Here is a 20,370-nt window from a genome sequence, read left to right as displayed (position 1 = left end):
GCGCGAGCAGATCATGAGCAACATGAACAAGCTTCGTTGGTTGATTCCCGTCGCACTGGCCCTGTCCGCGGGGCTGGCGTCGGCGCAACATCACGGCGGCGGTGCGCGCGTCGACATCGGCCTGCGCCTGGACAGCCGCTACCACCATGACCACTACTACCCCGCGCCGGGTTACGTCGCACGCGGCCTGCCGGGCGGCGCGGTGTTCGTGGGCAACCGCTACTGGTACCACGGCGGCGTCTGGTACCAGCCGTGGGGTCCGAGCTTCCGCGTGATCGCGCCGCCGCTGGGCTTCGTGGTGCCGATCCTGCCGAGCGCCTACGTGACGCTGCGCATCGGCGGCTACCCGTACTACTACGCCAACGGCGCCTACTACACGGTGGCCTCGCCGGGGCCTGGCTACGTGGTCGTCGCGCCGCCGCCGGGTGCCGACGCCGCGACACCCGCGCCTGTCGCGCCGCCGCGGCCCGATCCGATCATCTATCCGCGCAACGGACAGTCCGCCGGCCAGACCGAAGCCGACCGCCAGGAATGCAACCGCTGGGCGACGACGCAGCCCTCGTCGATGAACGACGCCGGCGTGTTCAACCGCGCGGTGGAGGCATGCATGGATGGGCGGGGATACAGCATGCGTTGAACGCGACCCTCGGCGAGGGCATTGACGTCGAGCAAGGGCCGGCCGCGTGCTGGCCCTTCGTCATTTCGATCTCCCACTTGTCAGGCGACGTGTACTGGAGATAAGCTATTAACAAATTGCTTAATAGCTGATTCGCATGCAACTCGATCGCGTCTTCGAAGCGTTGGCCTCCGGGCCGCGTCGCCAGATCCTGGCGTATCTGTCCGGCGGCGAACTGAGCACGAGCGCGCTCGCCGAGCGCTTCAACATGAGCGCGCCGGCGATCTCCCGTCATCTCTCCGTCCTCGAGTTGGCCGGTCTCGTCAGCAGCGAGCGCCAGGGGCAGTTCGTCCTGTATCGCTTGAACTCGGACAACCTCGTCAACAGCCTGACCGGCTACGCGCTGGAGGTCTGCCCGGTCGGCCGGCCGCTCAAGCAGGAGGCAAAGGCGCGCGCCAGTGCTGCCAAGGCCGCGGCGCCATCGACTCCCGCCAGGACGGCGAAGGTCACGAAGGCCGTCAAGACCGTTGCAGCCGCCAAACGAGCCAAGCCCGCCAAAGGCTGATCCTGGAGACCACCATGCCATTCGCCGCCCCTGAATCCCTCGACGGCCATCGCGTGCATGTCGATGCGCCGGAAGACGTCCTCATCGGCGAGGTCCGCTACTCGCCGCTGAAGTCGCTCTGGTTGCTCGCGAATCTGGCTGGCGCGCTCGTCGGCGTCTGGTTCTTCCTGTGCTGGTCCGCCGTGCTGATGTTCGTGATGGCCACGGTCACGGTGCTCTTGCTGGGCCACTCGCTCGGCAGCCATCGCAAGCTGATCCACGACAGCTATCAAGCGCCGCGCTGGCTCGAGCGGCTGCTGATCTGGTTCGGTGTCCAGGTCGGCCTCGCGGGGCCGCTGGGACTGCTGCGTCAGCACGAGCTGCGGGACTTGGTGCACGTCCAAGGCACCGGCCAGGTGGTGCGCGGCCTGCCCGCGCTGTGCGTCAGCCTCTCTGCGCGAGGTGCCTTGGCGAGCTGGGCGGCGGCGGCGCTGCTGCCGATGGCCGCAGCCTGGGAGTCCGGTCGATCGGCATCGCAACCTGCCTGAGCGGGTGGGTCTCCGCCAAGTAGATTTCAGGCGCTGGATCATGTCCTGCGGCATCTCGCGCGGGAGCGAGGCGATGCATCTCGCTTGCCACAGATCTGCCTTCGCGATTTCGAAAGAGATGCCCTTGAGAGGGTTCTCGCAACGATTGGCGGCAGCCATCGACCAGATCTTTGACGGAGGACAAGCAGCCGTCGAATTGAGCGCCTCATCGAAGCACCTGGAGAGAGACGAGTCCTAGACTGATTCGTCCCCTTCTCTTTGAACAGCGCTCAAGATGAACACGATTCCCAAGCCCGCGGAGCGGTTCCCGTTTCCAACCTCTCTCTGCCCACCAATCGTCGCTCAGACGTCAGCCGGAGATGGCCGCCTGCTGCTGAAGAAGCGACGCGTCCCATATGGCATTCTCAAAGGGCAGATCCGCATTTCCGAAGACTTCGACGCACCGCTGCCCGAACATATTCTCGCAAGCTTCGAAGGCCGCGTATGACCTTGCTTCTCGACACGCACATCTTCCTGTGGGTGGTCGAGGGCTCCCAACGACTGACCGCAGCGACGCGAAATCTCATTGATACGGCGGACGCCGTATACGTCTCCGCCGTCTCGATCTGGGAACTTGCGATCAAGGCTCGAATTGGTCGACTCGATGTGGACCCTGATCAACTGGTCAGGAAGATCGAGATCTGTGGCTTTGTGGAACTACCGGTCAGCGCTGAACATGCTGCGACCACCATGATTCTGGCGTTGCACCACCACGACCCCTTCGACCGCCTGCTCATTGCGCAAGCGATCAGCGAGGCGGCGCATCTGATCACGGCTGATGGGCAGCTGCCGCAGTACAGCGAATTGATCGTGCAGGTCTGAAAGGAGCGAGCATGTTGGATGATCAACGTGTGGTCAGACCACGCAACCCGCCTCGCTCCCATCCGACGGTGCCCCGCTGCTGCTGACCTGCACCCCATATCGCTCCGCGGTCATGTGCGCCAGGATCGCCAGCGCAATCTCAGGCGGCGTGCGGGCGCCGATGTGCAGGCCCACCGGGCCGTGCAGCCGATCGAGCTGCGCGTCGGTCAGGTCGAAGTGTTCCTTCAGCCGCGCGCGGCGCTTGGCCTGGTTCACGCGCGAGCCGATCGCGCCGACGTAGAACGCCGGCCCGCGCAGCGCCTCCATCAGCGCCAGGTCGTCGAGCTTGGGGTCGTGCGTCAGCGCCACGATCGCCGTGTGGCCGTCGGGCTTCAGGCGCTGGACGACGTCGTCCGGCATCTCGCGCGTCAGCGGCGCAGCGATCAGCGTCCACGGGTAGTCGTCGCGCGGATCGCAGACCTGCACCTGGTAGTCGAGCGCCAACGCCATCTGCGCCAGGTACTGGCTCATCTGCCCCGCGCCGATGATCAGCAGCCGCCATTGCGGCCCGTGGTGCGTCACCAGCTGGGTGTCGCTCAGCACCAGCCGGTCCGCGCCGTCGCGCGAATGCGCGCCGGGCTCCGCGAGCGAGACGGCGCCGGTCGCCAGGTCGAGCGTGCGCAGCACGCGCTCGCCGCGCGACAGCCGCTCCAGCAGCGGCGCGATCGCCGAGTGCGCGCCGACCGGCTCCAGCATCAGCTCCAAGGTGCCGCCGCAGGGCAGGCCGAAGCGCTGCGCCGCCTCCGCCCCGACGCCGTAGCGGATCAGCTCCGGCGTTTCCAGGGACAGCGCGCCCTCGCGGATCTTCGCGACCAGGTCGTCCTCGATGCAGCCGCCGGAGACCGATCCGGTGATCAGTCCGTCCGCCCGCACCGCGACGATCGATCCGACCGGCCGCGGCGCCGAGCCCCAGGTCCGCGTGATGGTGCCGAGCACGACGCGCTGGTCGGCGTCGATCCATTGCTGCACTTGGCGCAGCACCTGCAGGTCCATGTTGTCCATCCGCGCACCATAGCGAATTTCGCTCCCGTCTGCGTCAGACCGGGCATGCAGGCTCACAATCGTCGACATGCCCACGCTCGCCCTCAACGACGACCTCGTGCTGCCCGTCCCGCAGGCCCTGGCCTGGAAGACGCTGCACGACCTGACCCTGCTCGCGGACAGCCTGCCCGAGGGCGCCCGCCTCCAGGCCGGCGATGCGCCGGGCGCGTTCACGCTGGCGTTGGCGGGATTCGACGGACGTGTCCTGCAGCTCGATCTCGACGCGCCCAGCCGACTGCGCCTGAGCTTCGACGGGCGCGGCCCTCGCACCGGCGCCGTGACGGGCCAGGCGCAACTCCGGTTGGAGTCGCTCGGCGACGACCGCACGCTGCTGCATGTGGCGATCGTGATCCAGGCCGAGGGCGCCACGCCGTCGAAGGTCGCCGGGCTGCAGGCGCTCCGGGCGAGGCTCGTCGCCTTTGCCGCCGCGGTCGAGCGCCGCCATCCCTCCGACCGCCCGCTGCCGGTGAAAGCACCGCCCAAGCCGTGGCCGCAGCGGCTGGTCGACTGGTACCTCGGCTGGTTCGCGGCGATCTTCAACGGGACGCTGTTTCCCGCGCCGAAACCGCGTCCTCCGGGCCCGCGCGACAAGCGCTGAGCGCGACACCCGGGCGTCATGCGACCGCCACCGCATCTGTGCCTCGATGTAACTTGTTGATTTGCTTATAGAATCCGGCGCAATCCAACGGCCACCTCGCGGTGGCCGCTTCGTTTTCCGCCGAATGCGCTCCCCAGGATCGTCGGCGACCGAATCCGCCGACCCCCGATGGCTTCTCGCCTGCTTCCCGCTGGACGCGCTGCGCGCGGCCGCCGCGCAATTGATCGTGCTGCATCACCTGTCGGTCTACGGACCGATCGCCGAGGCGATGCACGGCCTGTTCCCGCTGCTGTCGGGATGGCTCTACGACTACGGTCGCATGGCCGTGCAGGTGTTCCTCGTCCTGGGCGGCTATCTCAGCGCGCGGGCGCTGTCGGCGCAGGAGCCGCAACTGCGCCGCTCCGCGCCGGCCCTGCTGGCGCAGCGCTACTGGCGCCTGGTGCCGCCCTTCATGGCGGCCGTCGGGCTGACGCTGCTGGCGTCCTGGCTGGTCCAGCCCCTGCTGCCCGAACTGGTCCCGACCCAGGTCCACCTGACGCAGATCCTGGCCCATGCGCTGCTGCTGCACGACCTGATGTCGGTCGAGGCGCTGACCGTCGGCGCCTGGTACGTGGCGATCGACTTCCAGCTCTTCGCCCTGCTGCTGCTGGTGATGTGGGGCCTGCGTTGCCTGCCGCTGACGCGCGCGTCGCGGCAGTGGATGGCGCCGGCCGTCGTCGGCGCCCTGTGCGCCGCGTCGCTGCTGAAGTTCAACCGCATGGCCGACATGGACGCCTACGCGATCTACTTCTTCGGCGCCTATGGCCTGGGCGTGCTGCTCTACTGGTGCCAGGGCTGGGCGCCGGCCGCGCGCCGCGCCGGACTGCTGGCGCTGGGCGGCCTGATGGTGGTCGCGCTGGCGCTGCAGTTCCGGGAGCGTCTGGTCGTCGCCGCGCTGACGGCCGTGGTCATCGTGATGTGGCGTCGCGGCACGCTGCCGGCATGGTTCGAACGGCGCGGACAGGCGCCGGTCCAGGCCATGGCGCGTCATGCCTATGCGCTCTTCCTGGTGCACTTCCCGGTCTGCCTGCTCGTGAACGCGATCTACGAGCACCGCGCCGAGAGTCCCGCCCCCATGCTGGATGCACTCGCGCCGCTGGCGCTGGTGGCCGCCTGGTTCCTCAGCAACCTGGCCGCGTTGCCCTTCCATCGCTGGATCGAGGCGCCGCTGCTGCGCTGGCGTCCGCGCGCCGCGGTGCTGCCGCAGGGCGTGGCGGTCCGCTGATACCGCTCGACGGCGTTGGAGCCGCCGATGCCTGTCCGCTGATCCAGGACCGCTGACGCCGGTCCGTTCGGACTAGGCCCAGTTCTCGCGCGCGTTCTCGCGCCGCTGCAGATCGGCGAGCGTCTTGCCGGGCTCGTCGCGGAAGCGCTCTTCCGTCATCTCGAGCTGCTGCACGCGGTCGACGCGGAAGCTGCGGAAATCCTCTCTCAACTCGCACCAGGCGGAGAAGGTCCACACCGGTCCCCAGAAGAAGCAGGCCAGCGGCCGCACGAGGCGCGTGCTGGTCTGGTCGCTGAGGTCGAGGTAGTGCAGGCGCAGCTTGGTGCGGGATTCGGTGGCCTGGCGCAGGTGGGTGAGGCGCTCGCGGGTGGCGTCGTCGAGGCCGCGCTGCGGCGCGTAGACGGTGAGGCTTTCGGCCGCCGCGCGCGCCGTGCCGGGCAGCACCGCGAAGATCTTGCCGAGCGCCTCCTCCGCGCGCTGGCCGAGCACCGCGTCGAGCTGCGGCTGCGCCAGCCGCACCGCGGCGACCAGCGACTGGGCTTCCTCGGCGCTGAACATCAGCGGCGGCAATTCGAAGCCCACCCGCATGCGGTAACCGACGCCCGCCTCGCCGTCGATCGGCACGCCCTGCTGCTGCAGCGCGGCGACGTCGCGGTAGACGGTGCGGATCGACACCTCCAGCCGCTGGGAGAGGAACTCCGCCGTCGTGAGACGGCGTCCACGGATGAGTTGGACGATCTGGAACAGGCGGTCGGCGCGGCGCATCCGATGATTGTCGGCCATGGGCATGACCTGTCCAGGTCGTCATCCCCGCTACGATGTGTCGCATGGCTGACCCACATGTTGTGCTTCCCCATGTCGTGATCGTCGGTTGCGGTTTTGGCGGCCTGGAGGCCACCAAGGTCCTCGACGGCGCGCCGGTCCGCGTCACGCTGATCGACCGCAGCAACCACCACCTGTTCCAGCCGCTGCTGTACCAGGTCGCGACGGCAGGGCTGTCCGCACCGTCGATCGCCTCGCCGATCCGCCACATGCGGCGGCACCAGCGCAATCTCACGGTGCTGATGGCCGACGTCGAGGCCATCCACAAGGACGCGCGGGAGATCGTGCTCGCCGATGGCCAGCGCGTGGGGTATGACCAATTGATCGTGGCCGCCGGCGCCACGCACAGCTACTTCGGCAACGACCAGTGGCAGGCGCACGCGCCCGGATTGAAGACGCTGGCTGACGCCTTCCAGCTGCGGGCCCGGCTGCTGAGCGCTTTCGAGCGTGCCGAGACGCTGCCCGATGCCGCCAGCCGCGCGCCGTGGCTGAACTTCGTCGTCATCGGCGGCGGGCCGACCGGTGTCGAGATGGCCGGCACGCTGGCCGAGATCGCCCGCCACACGCTGCGCGACGAATTCCGCCGCATCGATCCCAGCCGCGCGCAGGTGCTGCTGGTCGAGGGCTCGGACCGGATCCTGGCAGCGTTCAAGCCGGCGCAGTCGGCGCAGGCCCAGGCGCAGCTGGAACGCATCGGCGTGGTGGTGCGGACCGGCTGCCGCGTCGTCGGCATCGACGAGGCGGGCGTCGACCTCCAGACCGCCGATGGCGGCACGGAACGCATCGCGTCGCGGACCAAGGTCTGGGCGGCCCGGGGTGGCGGCGTCGCCGCTGGCCCGCACGCTGGAGGTGCCGCTCGATCGCGCGGGTCGCGTGGTCGTCGACGAGCACATGAACATCCCCGGCCATCCGGAGATCTACGTCGTCGGCGACATGGCCGCGGCGACCAGCCTCGAGAAGGACGGCAGCCGCAAGCCGGTGCCCGGCGTCAGCCCCGGTGCGAAGCAGGCCGGCCGGCATGCCGCGCGGCAGATCCTGGCGCGGATGCAAGGGCGTTCGGAGCCGCCGTTCCATTACCGCGATTACGGCAACCTCGCGACGATCGGCCGCAAGGCGGCCGTCGCCGACCTGGGGACGATCCAGTTCAGCGGCTTCTCCGCGTGGCTGTTCTGGCTGTTCGTGCACGTGTACTTCCTGATCGGCTTCCGCAACCGCGTCCGCGTCTTCGCGGATTGGGCCTGGGCGTACTTCACCTTCCAGCGCCACGCGCGGATCGTGGTCGAGCCGCGCCCGGGCGTTGGAGACGACGCGTAGGACGCGTCGGCAGCGTTCAGATGGGCGTTCAGATGGGCGTGCAGATCTCGACCAGCGTCCCGTCGGGACATCGGACGTAGGCCACCACCTGGCCCCAGGGCTTGGTCATCGGCGGGGTCAGGCCTTGCGCGCCGGCGGCCAGCGCCAGGGCGTAGGCGGCGGGGACGTCCTGCGTGGAGAGTCCGATCTCCATGCCCAGGGGCGCGCCGTCCTCGGCTTTCCGGTAGTCCTGGCCGAGATTGCCGCGCGCGATGTCGTGCCGCGCGAACGACAGGGTCGTGACGCCGGTCTCCAGCTCGCCATAGGCGCCGGACTCGTGCAGGAAACGTCGCCGGAGCCCGAAGGCGCGCTCGAAGAAGTCCAGCGACGCACCCACGTCCTCGACGTAGACGATCGTGTAGGCGAAGTTCAAGGCGCTCATGGCGGCTCTCCGTGGAAGGACGATGACAGCGGGGCACATGTCCCCTGCGCGCGGGGCGTCGGCGCGAGCCGGCTCCCCCGTCGCCCTGACCCGAGGCCCCCCGATTCGGGTGGGCCATCGTGTAGGACGACGTCGCGTCCATGATGCGGACCGGCTGCTGACAGCGGATTGGCAGCTAGGATTGCCGCCCATGAGTGCCCCGTCCCTCGAGCCGCAACGGCTTCCCAACGGCCTGCTCTGGCTGGCGCGTCCGGTCGCAAGCACGCAGGCGGCGGTGCGCGTCGTCTACCGTTGCGGCGGACGCGACGATCCCACCGGCCGCAGCGGCATGACGCATCTGGTGCTGCGACTCGTCGCCGGCGCCAGCCGTTACCTGGAGCCCGGCCAGTTCAATCGGTTGATCGCCTCGGCCGGCGGTCGCAGCGGCATCGAGATCGACGAGGACTTCGCCGCGCTGCAGACCGTCGTGCCCGCGCATCAGCTCGAACGCGTGCTGTGGGCCGAGGCCGAACGCATGAGCAACCCGCGGCTGGAGCCGGACGCGCTCGTCACGGCGCGGCAACAGCTGCGCCAGGCGGTGCAGGCGCCGCAGCTCCATCCGTATGCGCGGCTGGACCTCGCCGTCCAGCGCCACGGCTACCTGACGCATCCGTACCAGCGCGGCGCGCTCGGCGACCCGGAGCAGCTCAAGGACCTGGACATCGACACCGTGCGGGCCTTCCATGCCAACCGCTTCGGCTGCGACCGCGCATTGCTCGTCGTCACGGGCGCGTTCGATGAAGCGGCCGTCGCGCGCTGGGTGATGCATTACTTCGGCTCGATCCGGCCGCCGATGCCGCCCGCGACGGCGTCCGAGCCGGTCGACGTTCGCGAGTCGCGCCGTCCCCAGAGTCAGACTCAGAAACTGTCGCTCGCGCAGGCGCCGCTGCCGGCCGCCGCGCTGGTCTGGCAGGTGCCGCGCGCCGACGATCCGACCTTGCCGATCTGGCAGCTCGCCCACGCGCTGCTCGGACTGGGTCGTTCCGGCCGGCTGATCGACACGCTGGTCGACGAGAAGGCGCTGGCGCATCAGCTCAGCCTGCGTCTGGACACGCATCGGGACGCGGGGCTGCTGGTCGCGCAGGCGCTGGCGGCCCACGGGCAGACGTCCGCGCCGGTGGCGCAGGCCCTGCAGCAGGAAGTGCTGCGCCTGGCCGACGAGCCGGTGACTGACGAGGAACTCAACAAGGCCAAGGCGCTGCTGCGGCGCCAGACCTTGTCGGACGACTGGACCGCGGACCGCCTAGCGCGTTCGCTCGGCACGGCCTGGGCGGTGCGGGGCGACGCCGGCGCACCGGCCAAGGACATGGCGACGTGGGTCAAGCTGAGCGGTGCCGAGGTGCAGCAGTTCTGGCGCAAACAGGTCGTGCAGGCGCCGGTGCTGACGCTGCTGGCGGACATCGGCGCCGCCGCGGGGGTCGCCGCATGACGGTCGATCTGAACCGCCGGGGGCTGATGCTCGGCACGGCGATCGTGTCGGGATCGGCGGCCTGGCCGGCGCTGGCGCAGGACGGTTTCGACCGACCGCCCGAGGCGCCTTCGGCCCCGGCGCCGCAGCCGTTGCCGCTCGAGCAGACGAAGCTCGCGAACGGATTGCGCGTCATCGTGCTGCCGCGTCCCGGCGCGCCGCGCACGGCGGTCCGACTGATCGGCGAAGGCGGCTGGCTGCGCGACCCGGCGGGCAAGGACGGTCTGGCGGAGGTGGCGTTGTCGATGCTGGCGCAAGGCGCGAAGCGCGACGGCGAGGAGATGGAATCCGCCGACATCGCCTATGCGGGCGATCTGCTGGGCCTGCCGCTGCGGCTGGAGTTGACGCCGTCGACGGCGGAGATCGTGCTGGAGGCTTTGCCCGATCAGTGCGACGACGCGGTCAACCTGCTGGCGGACCTGACGCAGCGGCCGCTGCTCGCCTTCGAATCGCTGGAGCACATCCGCAGCCGCGCCATCGATGCGCTGGTGCTGCGTCGCGCCGATGCGCTGCTGCTCGCGCCGTGGGCGGCGCGGCGGCAGTTCCGGGGCCGCGCGCAGCCGGTGCAGACCACGGCCAGCCTGAAGCGGCTGCGCCGCGAGGACGTGTTGGCCTTCCACCGCCAGCACTGGCGGCCGGAGCGCGCGGTGCTGCTGTTCACCGGCGACCTGAGCTTGCAGACGGCGCGCGGGCTAGCCGAGGACTTCATGGGCGGCTGGCGCGTGCCGAAGGTGCCGGCGACCGGTCCGACGCCGGCGGTGGCGCTGCCCGCCGCGGCGCCCACGCCGGCGATCGCGCAGTTCCTGCCGTTGCCGCAGGGGCAGGGCTGCCGGCTGATCGTGCAGACGCCGGTGCCGCGCGGCACGCCGCCCGCCTTGCGCGAGCTGGCGCGCACGCTGATGCATCAACGGCTCGCGGCGCGGCTGCCGTGGCCGTGGGAGAGTGAGATGGAGTCCCTCGGCGGCGCGTTGTGCTGGCGGCTGAGCGTGACCTTGCCGGCGTCGGCGGTGCCGGAGCAGCTCACGCTGTTGCGCGAGCAACTGCCATTGCTCGCGGCCGAGGCGGTGACGCCGGAGGACCTGGCGCTCGCGCAGGCACTGGCACAAGGGGACTGGGAGTTCGAGCTCACCGAAGCGCCGGATGCGCTGCTGGCGCAGGCGCTGGCGGTGGGGGAACTCGAGGACTGCGTCCACTGGCCGCAGCGCGTGCGCGCAGTGAGCGCGCCGGTGCTGCAGCTGCTGATGGCGTCCAGCTGGCGCGAAGGCCGCACACATCTGCTGCTGCTGGGCGATGCCGGGTCGCCGGAGCCGGCGCAGCGCGCGTGGCCGGGGCTGGCCTTGACTACAATGCGGGCTGTCATTGGGGAGTAGCCGCTGCACCCCCGCCCGTCGCCCGACGGGCCGATTCAGCAGACCCGCGTCAACAGACTTGAGCCTTGGCTCATGGCGCGAGGTAGCCAGGAACCCACCGGTTCCCAGCCTGGCGAGACCTTTGACCATGTCCCCGGACTTTGCGGCCGGCGGTGACGTGGTCATTGGTTCGTCTCGGCCGCTGAGTCTTTCATGGAAGCCTTCCTCATCTCCACCGGCCTCGTGGCCCTCGCCGAAATCGGCGACAAGACCCAGTTGCTGGCCTTCATCCTGGCGGCGCGCTTCCGCAAGCCGGGACCGATCGTGCTGGGCATCCTGATCGCGACCTTGGTCAATCACGCCTGTGCGGGTGCTGTCGGCAGCTGGATCACGACGCAGGTGTCGCCGCAGACGCTGCGCTGGGTGCTGGGCGTGGGCTTCATCGCGATGGCGGCGTGGACGCTGATCCCCGACAAGATCGACGAAGAGGAGACCGGCGGCAAGTTCCGCCTGGGCGTGCTGGGCACGACGATCGTGGCCTTCTTCCTGGCCGAGATGGGCGACAAGACGCAGATCGCCACAGTGGCGCTGGCGGCGCGCTTCAACGACCTGTGGATGGTGGTCGCGGGCACGACCCTCGGCATGATGATCGCCAACGTGCCGGCGGTGCTGGTGGGCGACAAGCTCGCGCACAAGCTGCCGGTGCGGCTGGTTCACGGCATCGCGGCGATCATCTTCGCGGTGCTGGGGGTGCTCACGCTTCTGGGGGCAGGGGAGTCGCTGGGGCTGTGAGGCCCCTGTTGTCATCGCGATAGCGTGCGCGCACGCGAGGTAACTCACCAACCGACCGGAGATAGCTCTCGACCACCGCCTCGCCGATTCCGTCGTTCATCTCCTCGATCGTCAACGGGCGACCGAATCGGTTGGGCTGAGGACCTTCGCCAAGCGGAGGCCTGGGTCTGATGTAGAAGAGAAACTCGTCGTCACTGAGCGACGAGAACTCCACTTGGTCACCGGGCTCCAGATGGAACTCTTTCAATACTTGGTCAGGTATCGTGACTCGATTGCATTCATCGATCGTTGCAAACGGACCTATTTCGCGGAAGTGAAATTTGGGCATCGGCAGATTCAAGCTCTCAATGGAAGAAGCTCGCAACTCTAGGCACGCCGATTCCGTCTGGCACTTCCTCAAACTTGTCATTGAGGGGTGAAGACCTGACCCCCTGAATGGGGCCTTCCGAAGAGGGGCCGTTCAGCGCGCCGAGGCCTGCCTCACCGCGCGTTCCCACTGCGCCATCAGCGTCTCGGCGCGGTCGCGCGACATGGTCGGGCGGAAGGTGCGCTCCGTCTGCCAGTTGCGGCCGATGTCGCCGAGGTTGCCGTAGACGCCCGCCGTGAGGCCGGCGAGGTAGGCCGCGCCGAGCGCCGTCGTCTCGATCACCTTCGGACGCACGACCGGGATGCCGAGCAGGTCCGCCTGGAACTGCATCAGCAGGTCGTTCACGCACGCGCCGCCGTCGACGCGCAGCTCGCTCACCGGCGCGCCGCCGGCCGCGACGGCATCGCGGCTCATCGCCTGCAGCAGCGCCGCGCTCTGGAACGCGATGCTCTCCAGCGCCGCGCGCGCGATATGCGCCACTGTCGATCCGCGCGTGAGGCCCACGATGGCGCCGCGCGCCTCCGCGTCCCAGTAGGGCGCGCCCAGGCCAGTGAAGGCCGGCACGAACATCACGCCGCCCGCGTCGGGAACGCTCTCCGCGAGCCCCTGCACCTCGCCGCTGCCCTTGATCGCGTTCAGCCCGTCGCGCAGCCACTGCACCACCGCGCCGCCGATGAAGACGCTGCCTTCGAGCGCGTACTGCGGCGTCGCGTCGATCTGCGCCGCGCTCGTCGTGATCAGCCCGTTCGCGCTGGTCTGGAAGCGCGGCCCCGTGTGCATCAGCATGAAGCAGCCGGTGCCGTAGGTGTTCTTGGCCATGCCCGCCTCGAAGCAGGCTTGGCCGAACAGCGCGCTCTGCTGGTCGCCGCCGATGCCGCCGATCATCAGCGCCGTGCCGAGATGCTCCGGCGCGACACGGCCAAAGTCCGAAGCCGACGGCTTCACCTCGGGCAGCAGCGATTTCGGAATGCGCAGCAGCGCGAGCAGCTCTTCATCCCATTGGTTCTCACGCACGTTGAACAGCATCGTGCGCGACGCGTTGCTCACGTCGGTGACGTGCACCTCGCCGTTCGTGAGCTTCCAGATCAGCCAGCTGTCGATCGTGCCGAAGGCGAGCTCGCCGCGCTCCGCCGCGTCGCGCGCGCCAGCGACGTTGTCGAGGATCCACTGCAGCTTCGTCCCCGAGAAGTACGCGTCGACCACCAGCCCCGTCTTCTCCTGGATGCGAGCGCCGTGGCCCTGCTCGCGCAGCGCGGCGCATTGCGGCTCCGCCCGCCGGTCCTGCCAGACGATCGCGTGATGGATCGGGCGGCCGGTCTTGCGGTTCCACACCAGCGTCGTCTCGCGCTGGTTGGTGATGCCGATCGCCTTCACCTCGGCGGCTTTCAGCGACGCCTTGGTCAGCACCTCGCGGGCGACGGCAAGCTGCGTCTCCCAGATTTCATCGGCATCGTGCTCGACCCAGCCGGGCTGCGGATAGATCTGGCGGAACTCGCGCTGCGCCATCGCGACGATGCGCCCCTGCGCGTCGAAGACGATCGCGCGCGAACTCGAGGTGCCCTGGTCCAGGGCCAGCAGATAGGTCATGGCTTGTCTCGCTCGTTGTGTTCTTGAACTGCTTTTGGAAAGAACCCGTCGCGATGCTACGGCGCGACCACGAGCTCCACGCCCGCATCGGCCATCAGCGCGGGGAAGGGCTCCGGCGGCGGCTCGTCGGTGAACAGCGCGTCGATCTGCGGCAGGCGGGCCACCTCGGCCATCGCCGGCCGGTTGAACTTGGTCGCGTCCGCCGCGACCCACACCTCGCGCGAATGCTCGACGATGGTCCGCGCGACCATCACCTCGCGATAGTCGAAGTCGCGCAGGCTGCCGTCGGACTCGATGCCCGAGATGCCGATCAGCCCGATGTCCACCTTGAACTGGCGGATGAAGTCGACCGCCGCCTCGCCGACGATGCCGCGGTCGCGGTGCCGCACCGAGCCGCCGACCATCACCAGCTCGCAGTCCGGGTTGTCGCTCAGGATCATCGCGACGTTCAGGTTGTTCGTGATCACCCGCAGGCCTTTGTGGCGCAGCAGCGCGTGCGCCACCGCCTCCGTCGTCGTCCCCAGGTTCAGGATCAGCGAGCAGCCGGCCGGGATGCGCGCCGCGATGGCGCGCGCGATGCGCGCCTTGCCGTCGGCCTGCATGGCCTGGCGTTGGCGGTAGGCGATGTTCTCCGTGGTCGACGACGGCACGCGCACGCCGCCGTGGAAGCGCTGCACCAGGCCGGCCTCGGCCAGGCGCTGCACGTCCCGGCGCACCGTCTGCAGCGTCACGCCGAACTTCTCGGCCAGCGCCTCGACGCTCACCGATCCATGGGCGCGCACCTCCTGCAGCAGATTGTTCTGACGAGGGTTCGGATTCATGGCGCGCAGGCTAAAGGAACCGAAACGAACAATTGATCGGGTTAACCCTCAATCGAAACGCGCATATTCGCGCTAAAAAGAAAAAAGGAGAACAGAATTGCGAACTTTCCAACGGCCATCGCAGGGTGGCCGTTTGACTGTCCGGCCAATTCGCTCCAAGGAGACACCTTGACCGCCGCCTCGATCCCCGAACCGATCTCCGTTGACCGCGCCTCCCTCGATGCAGGCGTCGCCGGCGCGCGCGACGCCGCCGGCGTGGGCGGCGCGATCGGTGACTGCGACGTGCTCGTCGTCGGCGGCGGCATCAACGGCGCCGGCATCGCGCGCGACCTGGCCGGCCGCGGCTGGAAGGTCGTGCTGGCGGAAGCCTCGGACTTCGCGGCGCACACGTCCTCGTCCTCGACCAAGCTGATCCATGGCGGGCTGCGCTACCTCGAGTACTACGAGTTCTCGCTCGTGCGCAAGGCACTGCAGGAGCGCGAGGTCCTGCTGCGCAGTGCCCCGCACATCATGTGGCCGCTGCGCTTCGTGATGCCGCACGACGCGGCGATGCGCCCGGCCTGGATGATCCGCATCGGCCTGTTCCTCTACGACCATCTGGCGCGGCGCGAGGTGCTGCCGGGCTCCGAGGGCGTGGACCTGCGGCGCTCGCCCTACGGCGAGCCGCTGAAGGCCGAGTACACGAAGGGCTTCGTCTATTCCGACGGCTGGGTCGACGACGCGCGGCTGGTGCTGCTGAACGCGCTCGACGCGCGTGAGCACGGCGCCGTGCTGCACACCCGCACGACGGTCACCGCCGCGCAGCGACACGCGGATCATTGGACCGCGACGCTGCGCTGTGCCGACGGCGACCGCACGCTGAAGGCGCGCGCGCTGGTCAACGCGGCGGGTCCGTGGGCCGAAGGCTTCCTGCGCGAGGTCGCCGCGCCCGCGCGTGGCGAGGCGCTCGCCACGAAGAGCCTGCGCCTGGTCAAGGGCAGCCACATCATCGTGCACAAGCGTTTCCAGCACGACCACGCCTACATCTTCCAGAACCCGGACAAGCGGATCATCTTCGCCATCCCCTACGAAGACGACTTCACGCTGATCGGCACGACCGACGTGGAGCTGGCGCCGGACGCGCTGGCGGGCTTTGGCAAGGCGCGCATCGACGAGCGCGAGATCGCCTACCTCTGCGAGCAGGCCAGCCGCTACTTCCGCGAGCCGGTGGTCGCGTCGGACGTGGTCTGGACCTACGCCGGCGTGCGGCCGCTGCTGGACGACGCGTCCGGCGATCCGTCGGCGGTGACGCGCGACTATCTGCTCGAGACCCACGCCGACGGCGGCGCGCCGCTGCTGAGCGTGTGGGGCGGCAAGATCACGACCTTCCGCAAGCTGGCGGAGGATGCGGCCGACCTGCTGGGCGACCTGCTCGGCGACCGTCGCCGGGCCTGGACCGAGCACGCCCATCTTCCCGGCGGCGACCTGCGCGACTGGATCGGCGCGCCGCAGCGGCCCGACACCGATTTCCAGCGCCTGCTGTCCGCCGTCGGCCAGCGCCATCCGTGGCTGCCGCCGTCGCTGGCGCGGCGCCTCGCGCGGGCCTACGGCGCGCGTCTCGGGCGCGTGCTCGGCGGCGCGGAGCGGATCGACGACCTTGGCCCGGAGATTGCCCCGGGGCTGCACCAGGCGGAACTCGAATACCTGGTCCGCGAGGAGTGGGCGCGCGCCGCGGACGACGTGCTGTGGCGCCGCTCCAAGCTGGGACTGCATTACACCGAGGCGCAGCGGATGGCGGTGGTCCAGTGGTTCGCCGAGCGCGAGCACCTCTGGGCCAAGCCGCCGGCCGCGGCGGCATGACCTGACCCCGGCGCGGGCGCCGATCCCGACTCCGATCGGGCAACCGATCCAGAGACCGATCCACAAGAACGACATGCGAAGAGACACCCCGATGGAGCCGACATCATGGAGCTGACCTTGCGCGGCGTGAGCCACAAGGTCGGCGCGCAGCAACACCTGTACCCGATGGACCTGCGGCTGGTGCCGAACGCGGTCACCGTGCTGCTGGGCGCGACGCAGGCCGGCAAGACGACGCTGATGCGCCTGATGGCGGGCCTGGACAAGCCCAGCGACGGCAGCGTGACGGTCGACGGCACGGACGTCACCGGCTGGCCGGTGCGCAAGCGCGACGTCGCGATGGTCTACCAGCAGTTCATCAACTACCCGTCGATGAGCGTGCGCGACAACATCGCGTCTCCGCTGAAGCTGCGCGGCAAGCTCGATCGCGACGCCATCCGCAAGCGCGTCGACGAACTGGCCGACAAGCTGCACATCGAGATGCACCTCGACAAGCTGCCCGCGCAGCTGTCCGGCGGTCAGCAGCAGCGCGTCGCGCTGGCGCGCGCGCTGGCCAAGCAGGCGCCGCTGATGCTGCTGGACGAGCCGCTGGTGAACCTCGACTACAAGCTGCGGGAGGAACTGCGCGAGGAACTCGGCCAGCTGTTCGCCGCCGGGGAATCGACCGTGGTCTACGCGACGACCGAACCGGCGGAGGCGCTCCAGCTCGGCGGCTACACCGCGGTGATGGACGCCGGCGAGCTGCTGCAATACGGTCCCACCGCCGAGGTCTTCCACCGACCCGCGTCGCTCCGCGTCGCGCGGGCCTTCAGCGATCCGCCGATGAACCTCGTCATCGCCCAGGGACTTGGCGACCGGCTGCAACTGCGGCCGGGGCTCGACCTGGCGCTGCCGGGGCAGGGCGGCGTGACGGTGGGCGTGCGTGCCAGTGCGCTGCACGTCACGCAGCGGCCCGGCGACATCGCGATCAAGGGCGAGGTGGAACTGGCCGAGATCTCCGGTTCCGACACCTTCGTCCACGCCCACACCGAGGTCGGCGAACTCGTCGCGCAGCTGACCGGCGTGCACGACTTCGAGCTCGGCGCCCCGCTGACGCTGTACCTCAATGCCGCCCATGTCCACGTCTTCGACGCGGCCGGGTTGCTGACGCGCGCCCCCGAGCGCCAGGGAGCCCGCTGATGGCCCGCATCGACCTGGACCTCGCCCACGCGTACCGGCCCGATCCGAAGGAAGACAGCGACTACGCGCTGCTCCCGCTGAAGATGAGCTTCGAGGACGGCGGCGCCTATGCGCTGCTCGGCCCCTCGGGCTGCGGCAAGACGACGCTGCTGAACATCGTCTCCGGGCTGCTGCGGCCCTCGCAGGGCACCGTGCGCTTCGACGGCCGCGACGTCACCGGGCTGACGCCGCAGCAGCGCAACATCGCGCAGGTGTTCCAGTTCCCCGTCATCTACGACACGATGACGGTGGCCGAGAACCTCGCCTTCCCGCTGCGCAACCGCGGCGTGGCGGCGGACAAGATCAAGGCCCGCGTCGGGAAGATCGCGGAGATGCTCGAGCTCAACGGCCAGTTGAACCAGCGCGCCTCCGGGCTGTCCGCCGACGCCAAGCAGAAGATCTCGCTGGGCCGCGGGCTGGTGCGCGAGGACGTCTCGGCCGTGCTCTTCGACGAGCCGCTGACCGTCATCGATCCCCACCTGAAGTGGCAGCTGCGCCGCAAGCTCAAGCAGATCCACAACGAGCTCAAGCTCACGCTGATCTACGTCACCCACGACCAGGTCGAGGCGCTGACCTTCGCGGACCAGATCGTCGTCATGACGCGGGGTCGCGCGGTGCAGGTCGGCTCGGCGGGCGAGCTGTTCGAGCGCCCGAGCCACCGCTTCGTCGGCCACTTCATCGGCTCGCCGGGCATGAACTTCCTGCCGGCGGCGCTGGAGGACGGCGGCGGACTGAGCGTCGCCGGGCAGCCGGTCGCGGGTTCGGTCGATCCCGTCGCCGGGGCCGCGCTCTCCCGGGCGGAGCCGTTCATGGTGGGCATCCGACCCGAATATGTCGAGGTCGACGATGTCGGTGACGGCGTGCCGGCGCTGCCGGGCACGGTGACCGGCGTGGTCAGCCAGGTCCAGGACATCGGCACCTACTGGCTGCTCACCGCCAAGGTGGGACCGCACACGCTGAAGGCGCGTCTGTCCGCCCATGCGCAGCCGCCCGCGGCCGGCGCCACGGTGGCCCTGCGCGTCCTCAATCCCCACACCTGTTTCTACGGTGCCGACGAGCGGCTGATCGTCGGCGCGGTACCCATGGCCGCGACCTTCGCGGCGATCACCTCGGGTGCTCCGGAGGGCCTCGCATGAAACCGATCAACCAGAAGGCCTGGTTCCTCGTCCTGCCCGTGCTCATCTGCGTGGCCTTCTCGGCCATCCTGCCGCTGATGACGGTGGTGAACTATTCGGTGCAGGACATCATCTCGCCCGAGCGGCGCGTCTTCGTCGGCACCGAGTGGTTCGCCGCGGTGATGCGCGACGAGGAGCTCCACGGCGCGCTGCTGCGCCAGCTCGGCTTCTCGCTGGCGGTGCTGCTGGTCGAGATCCCGCTGGGCATCTGCCTGGCGCTGTCGATGCCGGCGCAGGGCTGGCGCTCGTCGCTGGTGCTGGTCATCGTCGCGCTGTCGCTGCTGATCCCCTGGAACGTCGTCGGCACCATCTGGCAGATCTACGGCCGCGCGGACATCGGGCTGCTGGGCGCGTCGTTGCAGGCGCTGGGCGTCGACTACAACTACACGGGCGATGCGACCGACGCGTGGATCACGGTGCTGGTCATGGATGTCTGGCACTGGACGCCGCTGGTGGCGTTGCTGTGCTTCGCCGGACTGCGCTCCATCCCCGATGCCTACTACCAGGCCGCGCGCATCGACGGCGCCAGCAAGTTCGCCGTGTTCCGCTACATCCAGCTGCCCAAGATGCGGGGCGTGCTGATGATCGCGGTGCTGCTGCGCTTCATGGACAGCTTCATGATCTACACCGAGCCCTTCGTCCTCACCGGCGGCGGTCCCGGCAATGCGACGACCTTCCTCAGCCAGTACCTGACGCAGAAGGCGGTCGGCCAGTTCGACCTCGGCCCGGCGGCGGCGTTCTCGCTGATCTACTTCCTGATCATCCTGCTGCTGTGCTTCATCCTCTACAACTGGATGCAGTCGCTCGGCACGCAAGACAAAACGGAGAGCGCTCATGGATGAACGCCGTTTCCGCAAGCGCACGATCTTCCTGATCGCGTACCTGCTCTTCGCGCTGCTGCCCATCTACTGGATGGTCAACATGAGCTTCAAGACCAACGAGGAGATCCTCTCCAGCTTCAGCCTCTGGCCGCAGCACTTCTCGCTGGCCAGCTACAAGACCATCTTCACCGACCCGTCCTGGTACAGCGGCTACATCAACAGCCTGATCTACGTCGGCATCAACATGGTGATCTCGGTCAGCGTGGCGCTGCCGGCCGCCTATGCGTTCAGCCGCTACTCGTTCCTCGGCGACAAGCACGTCTTCTTCTGGCTGCTGACCAACCGCATGACGCCGCCGGCGGTGTTCCTGCTGCCGTTCTTCCAGCTGTACACGACGCTGGGGCTGATGGACACGCACATCGCGGTCGCGCTGGCGCATCTGCTGTTCAACGTGCCGCTGGCGGTGTGGATCCTGGAAGGCTTCATGAGCGGCATCCCGCGCGAGATCGACGAGACCGCCTACATCGACGGCTACAGCTTCCCGCGCTTCTTCCTGACCGTGTTCCTGCCGCTGATCAAGGCGGGCGTGGGCGTGGCGGCGTTCTTCTGCTTCATGTTCTCGTGGGTGGAACTGCTGCTGGCGCGCACGCTGACCAGCGTCAACGCCAAGCCCATCGTCGCGACGATGACGCGTACCGTCAGCGCCTCCGGCATGGACTGGGCGACGCTGGCCGCGGCCGGCACGCTGACGATCGTGCCGGGCGCGATCGTCATCTGGTTTGTCCGTCACTACATCGCAAAAGGCTTTGCGATGGGCCGCGTCTAAGGG

20 protein-coding genes, 1 pseudogene and 1 riboswitch are annotated in these 20,370 nt (G+C 69.0%); of the genes and pseudogenes, 16 read left to right on the top strand and 5 right to left on the bottom strand.

Features of this window, described 5'->3' with window-relative positions; translation table 11 throughout:
* Nucleotides 1-22 precede the first annotated feature (22 nt).
* The 5 genes from ACFJIX_RS06295 (at nt 23) to ACFJIX_RS06275 (ending at nt 2,569) form a co-directional block, all read left to right on the top strand.
* Complete coding sequence (locus ACFJIX_RS06295) at nt 23-637, top strand: DUF6515 family protein (protein WP_377158518.1); 615 nt, start codon at nt 23-25, stop codon at nt 635-637.
* Nucleotides 638-773: 136 nt separating this feature from the next.
* The gene (locus tag ACFJIX_RS06290; protein ID WP_377158517.1) at nt 774-1,181 is read left to right on the top strand and encodes a metalloregulator ArsR/SmtB family transcription factor; all 408 of its coding nucleotides are present in this window, start codon (nt 774-776) and stop codon (nt 1,179-1,181) included.
* Between the two features lie 14 nt (nt 1,182-1,195).
* Nucleotides 1,196-1,708: a hypothetical protein gene (locus tag ACFJIX_RS06285; protein WP_377158516.1), complete on the top strand. Its 513-nt coding sequence runs from the start codon at nt 1,196-1,198 to the stop codon at nt 1,706-1,708.
* Nucleotides 1,709-1,982: 274 nt separating this feature from the next.
* Nucleotides 1,983-2,195, top strand: a complete 213-nt coding sequence (locus tag ACFJIX_RS06280; protein WP_377158515.1) for a hypothetical protein — start codon at nt 1,983-1,985, stop codon at nt 2,193-2,195.
* Complete coding sequence (locus ACFJIX_RS06275; protein WP_377158514.1) at nt 2,192-2,569, top strand: type II toxin-antitoxin system VapC family toxin; 378 nt, start codon at nt 2,192-2,194, stop codon at nt 2,567-2,569. Before ACFJIX_RS06280 ends, ACFJIX_RS06275 begins: the two co-directional genes overlap by 4 nt.
* Before the next feature lie 33 nt (nt 2,570-2,602).
* Here the strand turns inward: ACFJIX_RS06275 and ACFJIX_RS06270 are convergent, their stop codons facing one another.
* A complete protein-coding gene (locus ACFJIX_RS06270) occupies nt 2,603-3,610 on the bottom strand; it encodes an XdhC family protein (protein WP_377158512.1) in 1,008 nt (335 codons plus the stop codon).
* A gap of 67 nt (nt 3,611-3,677) precedes the next feature.
* Between ACFJIX_RS06270 and ACFJIX_RS06265 the strand changes: the two genes are divergently transcribed.
* Together ACFJIX_RS06265 and ACFJIX_RS06260 are read left to right on the top strand one after the other, a co-directional pair.
* Nucleotides 3,678-4,247, top strand: a complete 570-nt coding sequence (locus ACFJIX_RS06265) for a CoxG family protein (protein WP_377158510.1) — start codon at nt 3,678-3,680, stop codon at nt 4,245-4,247.
* A gap of 124 nt (nt 4,248-4,371) precedes the next feature.
* Nucleotides 4,372-5,511: an acyltransferase family protein gene (locus tag ACFJIX_RS06260; protein ID WP_377158509.1), complete on the top strand. Its 1,140-nt coding sequence runs from the start codon at nt 4,372-4,374 to the stop codon at nt 5,509-5,511.
* Nucleotides 5,512-5,583: 72 nt separating this feature from the next.
* Here ACFJIX_RS06260 and ACFJIX_RS06255 read toward each other — a convergent pair whose 3' ends face one another.
* A complete protein-coding gene (locus ACFJIX_RS06255; protein ID WP_377161644.1) occupies nt 5,584-6,276 on the bottom strand; it encodes a helix-turn-helix transcriptional regulator in 693 nt (230 codons plus the stop codon).
* A gap of 62 nt (nt 6,277-6,338) precedes the next feature.
* Between ACFJIX_RS06255 and ACFJIX_RS06250 the strand changes: the two are divergent.
* Nucleotides 6,339-7,647: pseudogene (locus tag ACFJIX_RS06250) on the top strand (NAD(P)/FAD-dependent oxidoreductase).
* A 28-nt stretch (nt 7,648-7,675) separates the two neighbouring features.
* Here the strand turns inward: ACFJIX_RS06250 and ACFJIX_RS06245 are convergent.
* Complete coding sequence (locus tag ACFJIX_RS06245) at nt 7,676-8,059, bottom strand: VOC family protein (RefSeq protein ID WP_377161642.1); 384 nt, start codon at nt 8,057-8,059, stop codon at nt 7,676-7,678.
* A gap of 199 nt (nt 8,060-8,258) precedes the next feature.
* On the opposite strand from ACFJIX_RS06245, the gene ACFJIX_RS06240 reads away from it, so the two are divergent.
* From ACFJIX_RS06240 to ACFJIX_RS06230, 3 genes are all read left to right on the top strand, one after another.
* Nucleotides 8,259-9,536, top strand: coding sequence for a M16 family metallopeptidase (locus ACFJIX_RS06240; protein ID WP_377158507.1), 1,278 nt, complete (start codon nt 8,259-8,261; stop codon nt 9,534-9,536).
* On the top strand, nt 9,533-10,945 hold the full coding sequence (locus tag ACFJIX_RS06235) for a M16 family metallopeptidase (RefSeq protein WP_377158505.1): 1,413 nt from the start codon (nt 9,533-9,535) through the stop codon (nt 10,943-10,945). The genes ACFJIX_RS06240 and ACFJIX_RS06235 overlap by 4 nt, the downstream gene beginning before the upstream one ends.
* A riboswitch (yybP-ykoY riboswitch) is annotated at nt 10,925-11,059 on the top strand. Its footprint overlaps the gene before it by 21 nt.
* 78 nt (nt 11,060-11,137) lie before the next feature.
* Nucleotides 11,138-11,716, top strand: a complete 579-nt coding sequence (locus ACFJIX_RS06230; RefSeq protein WP_377158503.1) for a TMEM165/GDT1 family protein — start codon at nt 11,138-11,140, stop codon at nt 11,714-11,716.
* Between the two features lie 460 nt (nt 11,717-12,176).
* Here ACFJIX_RS06230 and glpK read toward each other — a convergent pair whose 3' ends face one another.
* Together glpK and ACFJIX_RS06220 are read right to left on the bottom strand one after the other, a co-directional pair.
* Complete coding sequence (gene glpK, locus ACFJIX_RS06225) at nt 12,177-13,670, bottom strand: glycerol kinase GlpK (protein ID WP_377158501.1); 1,494 nt, start codon at nt 13,668-13,670, stop codon at nt 12,177-12,179.
* A gap of 56 nt (nt 13,671-13,726) precedes the next feature.
* A complete protein-coding gene (locus tag ACFJIX_RS06220; protein WP_377158500.1) occupies nt 13,727-14,491 on the bottom strand; it encodes a DeoR/GlpR family DNA-binding transcription regulator in 765 nt (254 codons plus the stop codon).
* A gap of 255 nt (nt 14,492-14,746) precedes the next feature.
* On the opposite strand from ACFJIX_RS06220, the gene glpD reads away from it, so the two are divergent.
* The 5 genes from glpD (at nt 14,747) to ACFJIX_RS06195 (ending at nt 20,367) form a co-directional block, all read left to right on the top strand.
* On the top strand, nt 14,747-16,330 hold the full coding sequence (glpD, locus tag ACFJIX_RS06215) for a glycerol-3-phosphate dehydrogenase (protein ID WP_377161640.1): 1,584 nt from the start codon (nt 14,747-14,749) through the stop codon (nt 16,328-16,330).
* 105 nt (nt 16,331-16,435) lie between these two features.
* Complete coding sequence (locus tag ACFJIX_RS06210) at nt 16,436-17,506, top strand: ABC transporter ATP-binding protein (protein ID WP_377158499.1); 1,071 nt, start codon at nt 16,436-16,438, stop codon at nt 17,504-17,506.
* Nucleotides 17,506-18,681, top strand: a complete 1,176-nt coding sequence (locus ACFJIX_RS06205; RefSeq protein ID WP_377158498.1) for an ABC transporter ATP-binding protein — start codon at nt 17,506-17,508, stop codon at nt 18,679-18,681. Before ACFJIX_RS06210 ends, ACFJIX_RS06205 begins: the two co-directional genes overlap by 1 nt.
* Nucleotides 18,678-19,562 carry a carbohydrate ABC transporter permease gene (locus ACFJIX_RS06200; RefSeq protein ID WP_377158496.1) on the top strand — a complete coding sequence of 295 codons (885 nt, stop codon included), beginning with the start codon at nt 18,678-18,680 and terminating at the stop codon, nt 19,560-19,562. The genes ACFJIX_RS06205 and ACFJIX_RS06200 overlap by 4 nt, the downstream gene beginning before the upstream one ends.
* Complete coding sequence (locus ACFJIX_RS06195; RefSeq protein ID WP_297526369.1) at nt 19,555-20,367, top strand: carbohydrate ABC transporter permease; 813 nt, start codon at nt 19,555-19,557, stop codon at nt 20,365-20,367. Before ACFJIX_RS06200 ends, ACFJIX_RS06195 begins: the two co-directional genes overlap by 8 nt.
* The last annotated feature ends 3 nt before the right edge of the window (nt 20,368-20,370 follow it).

Source organism: Roseateles sp. UC29_93, assembly GCF_042695725.1.
GTDB classification, from domain to species: domain Bacteria; phylum Pseudomonadota; class Gammaproteobacteria; order Burkholderiales; family Burkholderiaceae_C; genus Roseateles; species Roseateles noduli_A.
The sequence above is the reverse complement of the archived record's forward strand: the minus strand, read 5'-3'. Positions and strand labels throughout refer to the sequence as shown.

Coding starts and splice junctions, on each gene's coding strand:
- ACFJIX_RS06295 (WP_377158518.1), top strand. CDS start 23: ATGAACAAGCTTCGTTGGTTGATTCCCGTCGCACTGGCCCTGTCCGCG.
- ACFJIX_RS06290 (WP_377158517.1), top strand. CDS start 774: ATGCAACTCGATCGCGTCTTCGAAGCGTTGGCCTCCGGGCCGCGTCGC.
- ACFJIX_RS06285 (WP_377158516.1), top strand. CDS start 1,196: ATGCCATTCGCCGCCCCTGAATCCCTCGACGGCCATCGCGTGCATGTC.
- ACFJIX_RS06280 (WP_377158515.1), top strand. CDS start 1,983: ATGAACACGATTCCCAAGCCCGCGGAGCGGTTCCCGTTTCCAACCTCT.
- ACFJIX_RS06275 (WP_377158514.1), top strand. CDS start 2,192: ATGACCTTGCTTCTCGACACGCACATCTTCCTGTGGGTGGTCGAGGGC.
- ACFJIX_RS06270 (WP_377158512.1), bottom strand. CDS start 3,610: ATGGACAACATGGACCTGCAGGTGCTGCGCCAAGTGCAGCAATGGATC.
- ACFJIX_RS06265 (WP_377158510.1), top strand. CDS start 3,678: ATGCCCACGCTCGCCCTCAACGACGACCTCGTGCTGCCCGTCCCGCAG.
- ACFJIX_RS06260 (WP_377158509.1), top strand. CDS start 4,372: ATGCGCTCCCCAGGATCGTCGGCGACCGAATCCGCCGACCCCCGATGG.
- ACFJIX_RS06255 (WP_377161644.1), bottom strand. CDS start 6,276: ATGCGCCGCGCCGACCGCCTGTTCCAGATCGTCCAACTCATCCGTGGA.
- ACFJIX_RS06240 (WP_377158507.1), top strand. CDS start 8,259: ATGAGTGCCCCGTCCCTCGAGCCGCAACGGCTTCCCAACGGCCTGCTC.
- ACFJIX_RS06235 (WP_377158505.1), top strand. CDS start 9,533: ATGACGGTCGATCTGAACCGCCGGGGGCTGATGCTCGGCACGGCGATC.
- ACFJIX_RS06230 (WP_377158503.1), top strand. CDS start 11,138: ATGGAAGCCTTCCTCATCTCCACCGGCCTCGTGGCCCTCGCCGAAATC.
- glpK (WP_377158501.1), bottom strand. CDS start 13,670: ATGACCTATCTGCTGGCCCTGGACCAGGGCACCTCGAGTTCGCGCGCG.
- ACFJIX_RS06220 (WP_377158500.1), bottom strand. CDS start 14,491: ATGAATCCGAACCCTCGTCAGAACAATCTGCTGCAGGAGGTGCGCGCC.
- ACFJIX_RS06210 (WP_377158499.1), top strand. CDS start 16,436: ATGGAGCTGACCTTGCGCGGCGTGAGCCACAAGGTCGGCGCGCAGCAA.
- ACFJIX_RS06205 (WP_377158498.1), top strand. CDS start 17,506: ATGGCCCGCATCGACCTGGACCTCGCCCACGCGTACCGGCCCGATCCG.
- ACFJIX_RS06200 (WP_377158496.1), top strand. CDS start 18,678: ATGAAACCGATCAACCAGAAGGCCTGGTTCCTCGTCCTGCCCGTGCTC.
- ACFJIX_RS06195 (WP_297526369.1), top strand. CDS start 19,555: ATGGATGAACGCCGTTTCCGCAAGCGCACGATCTTCCTGATCGCGTAC.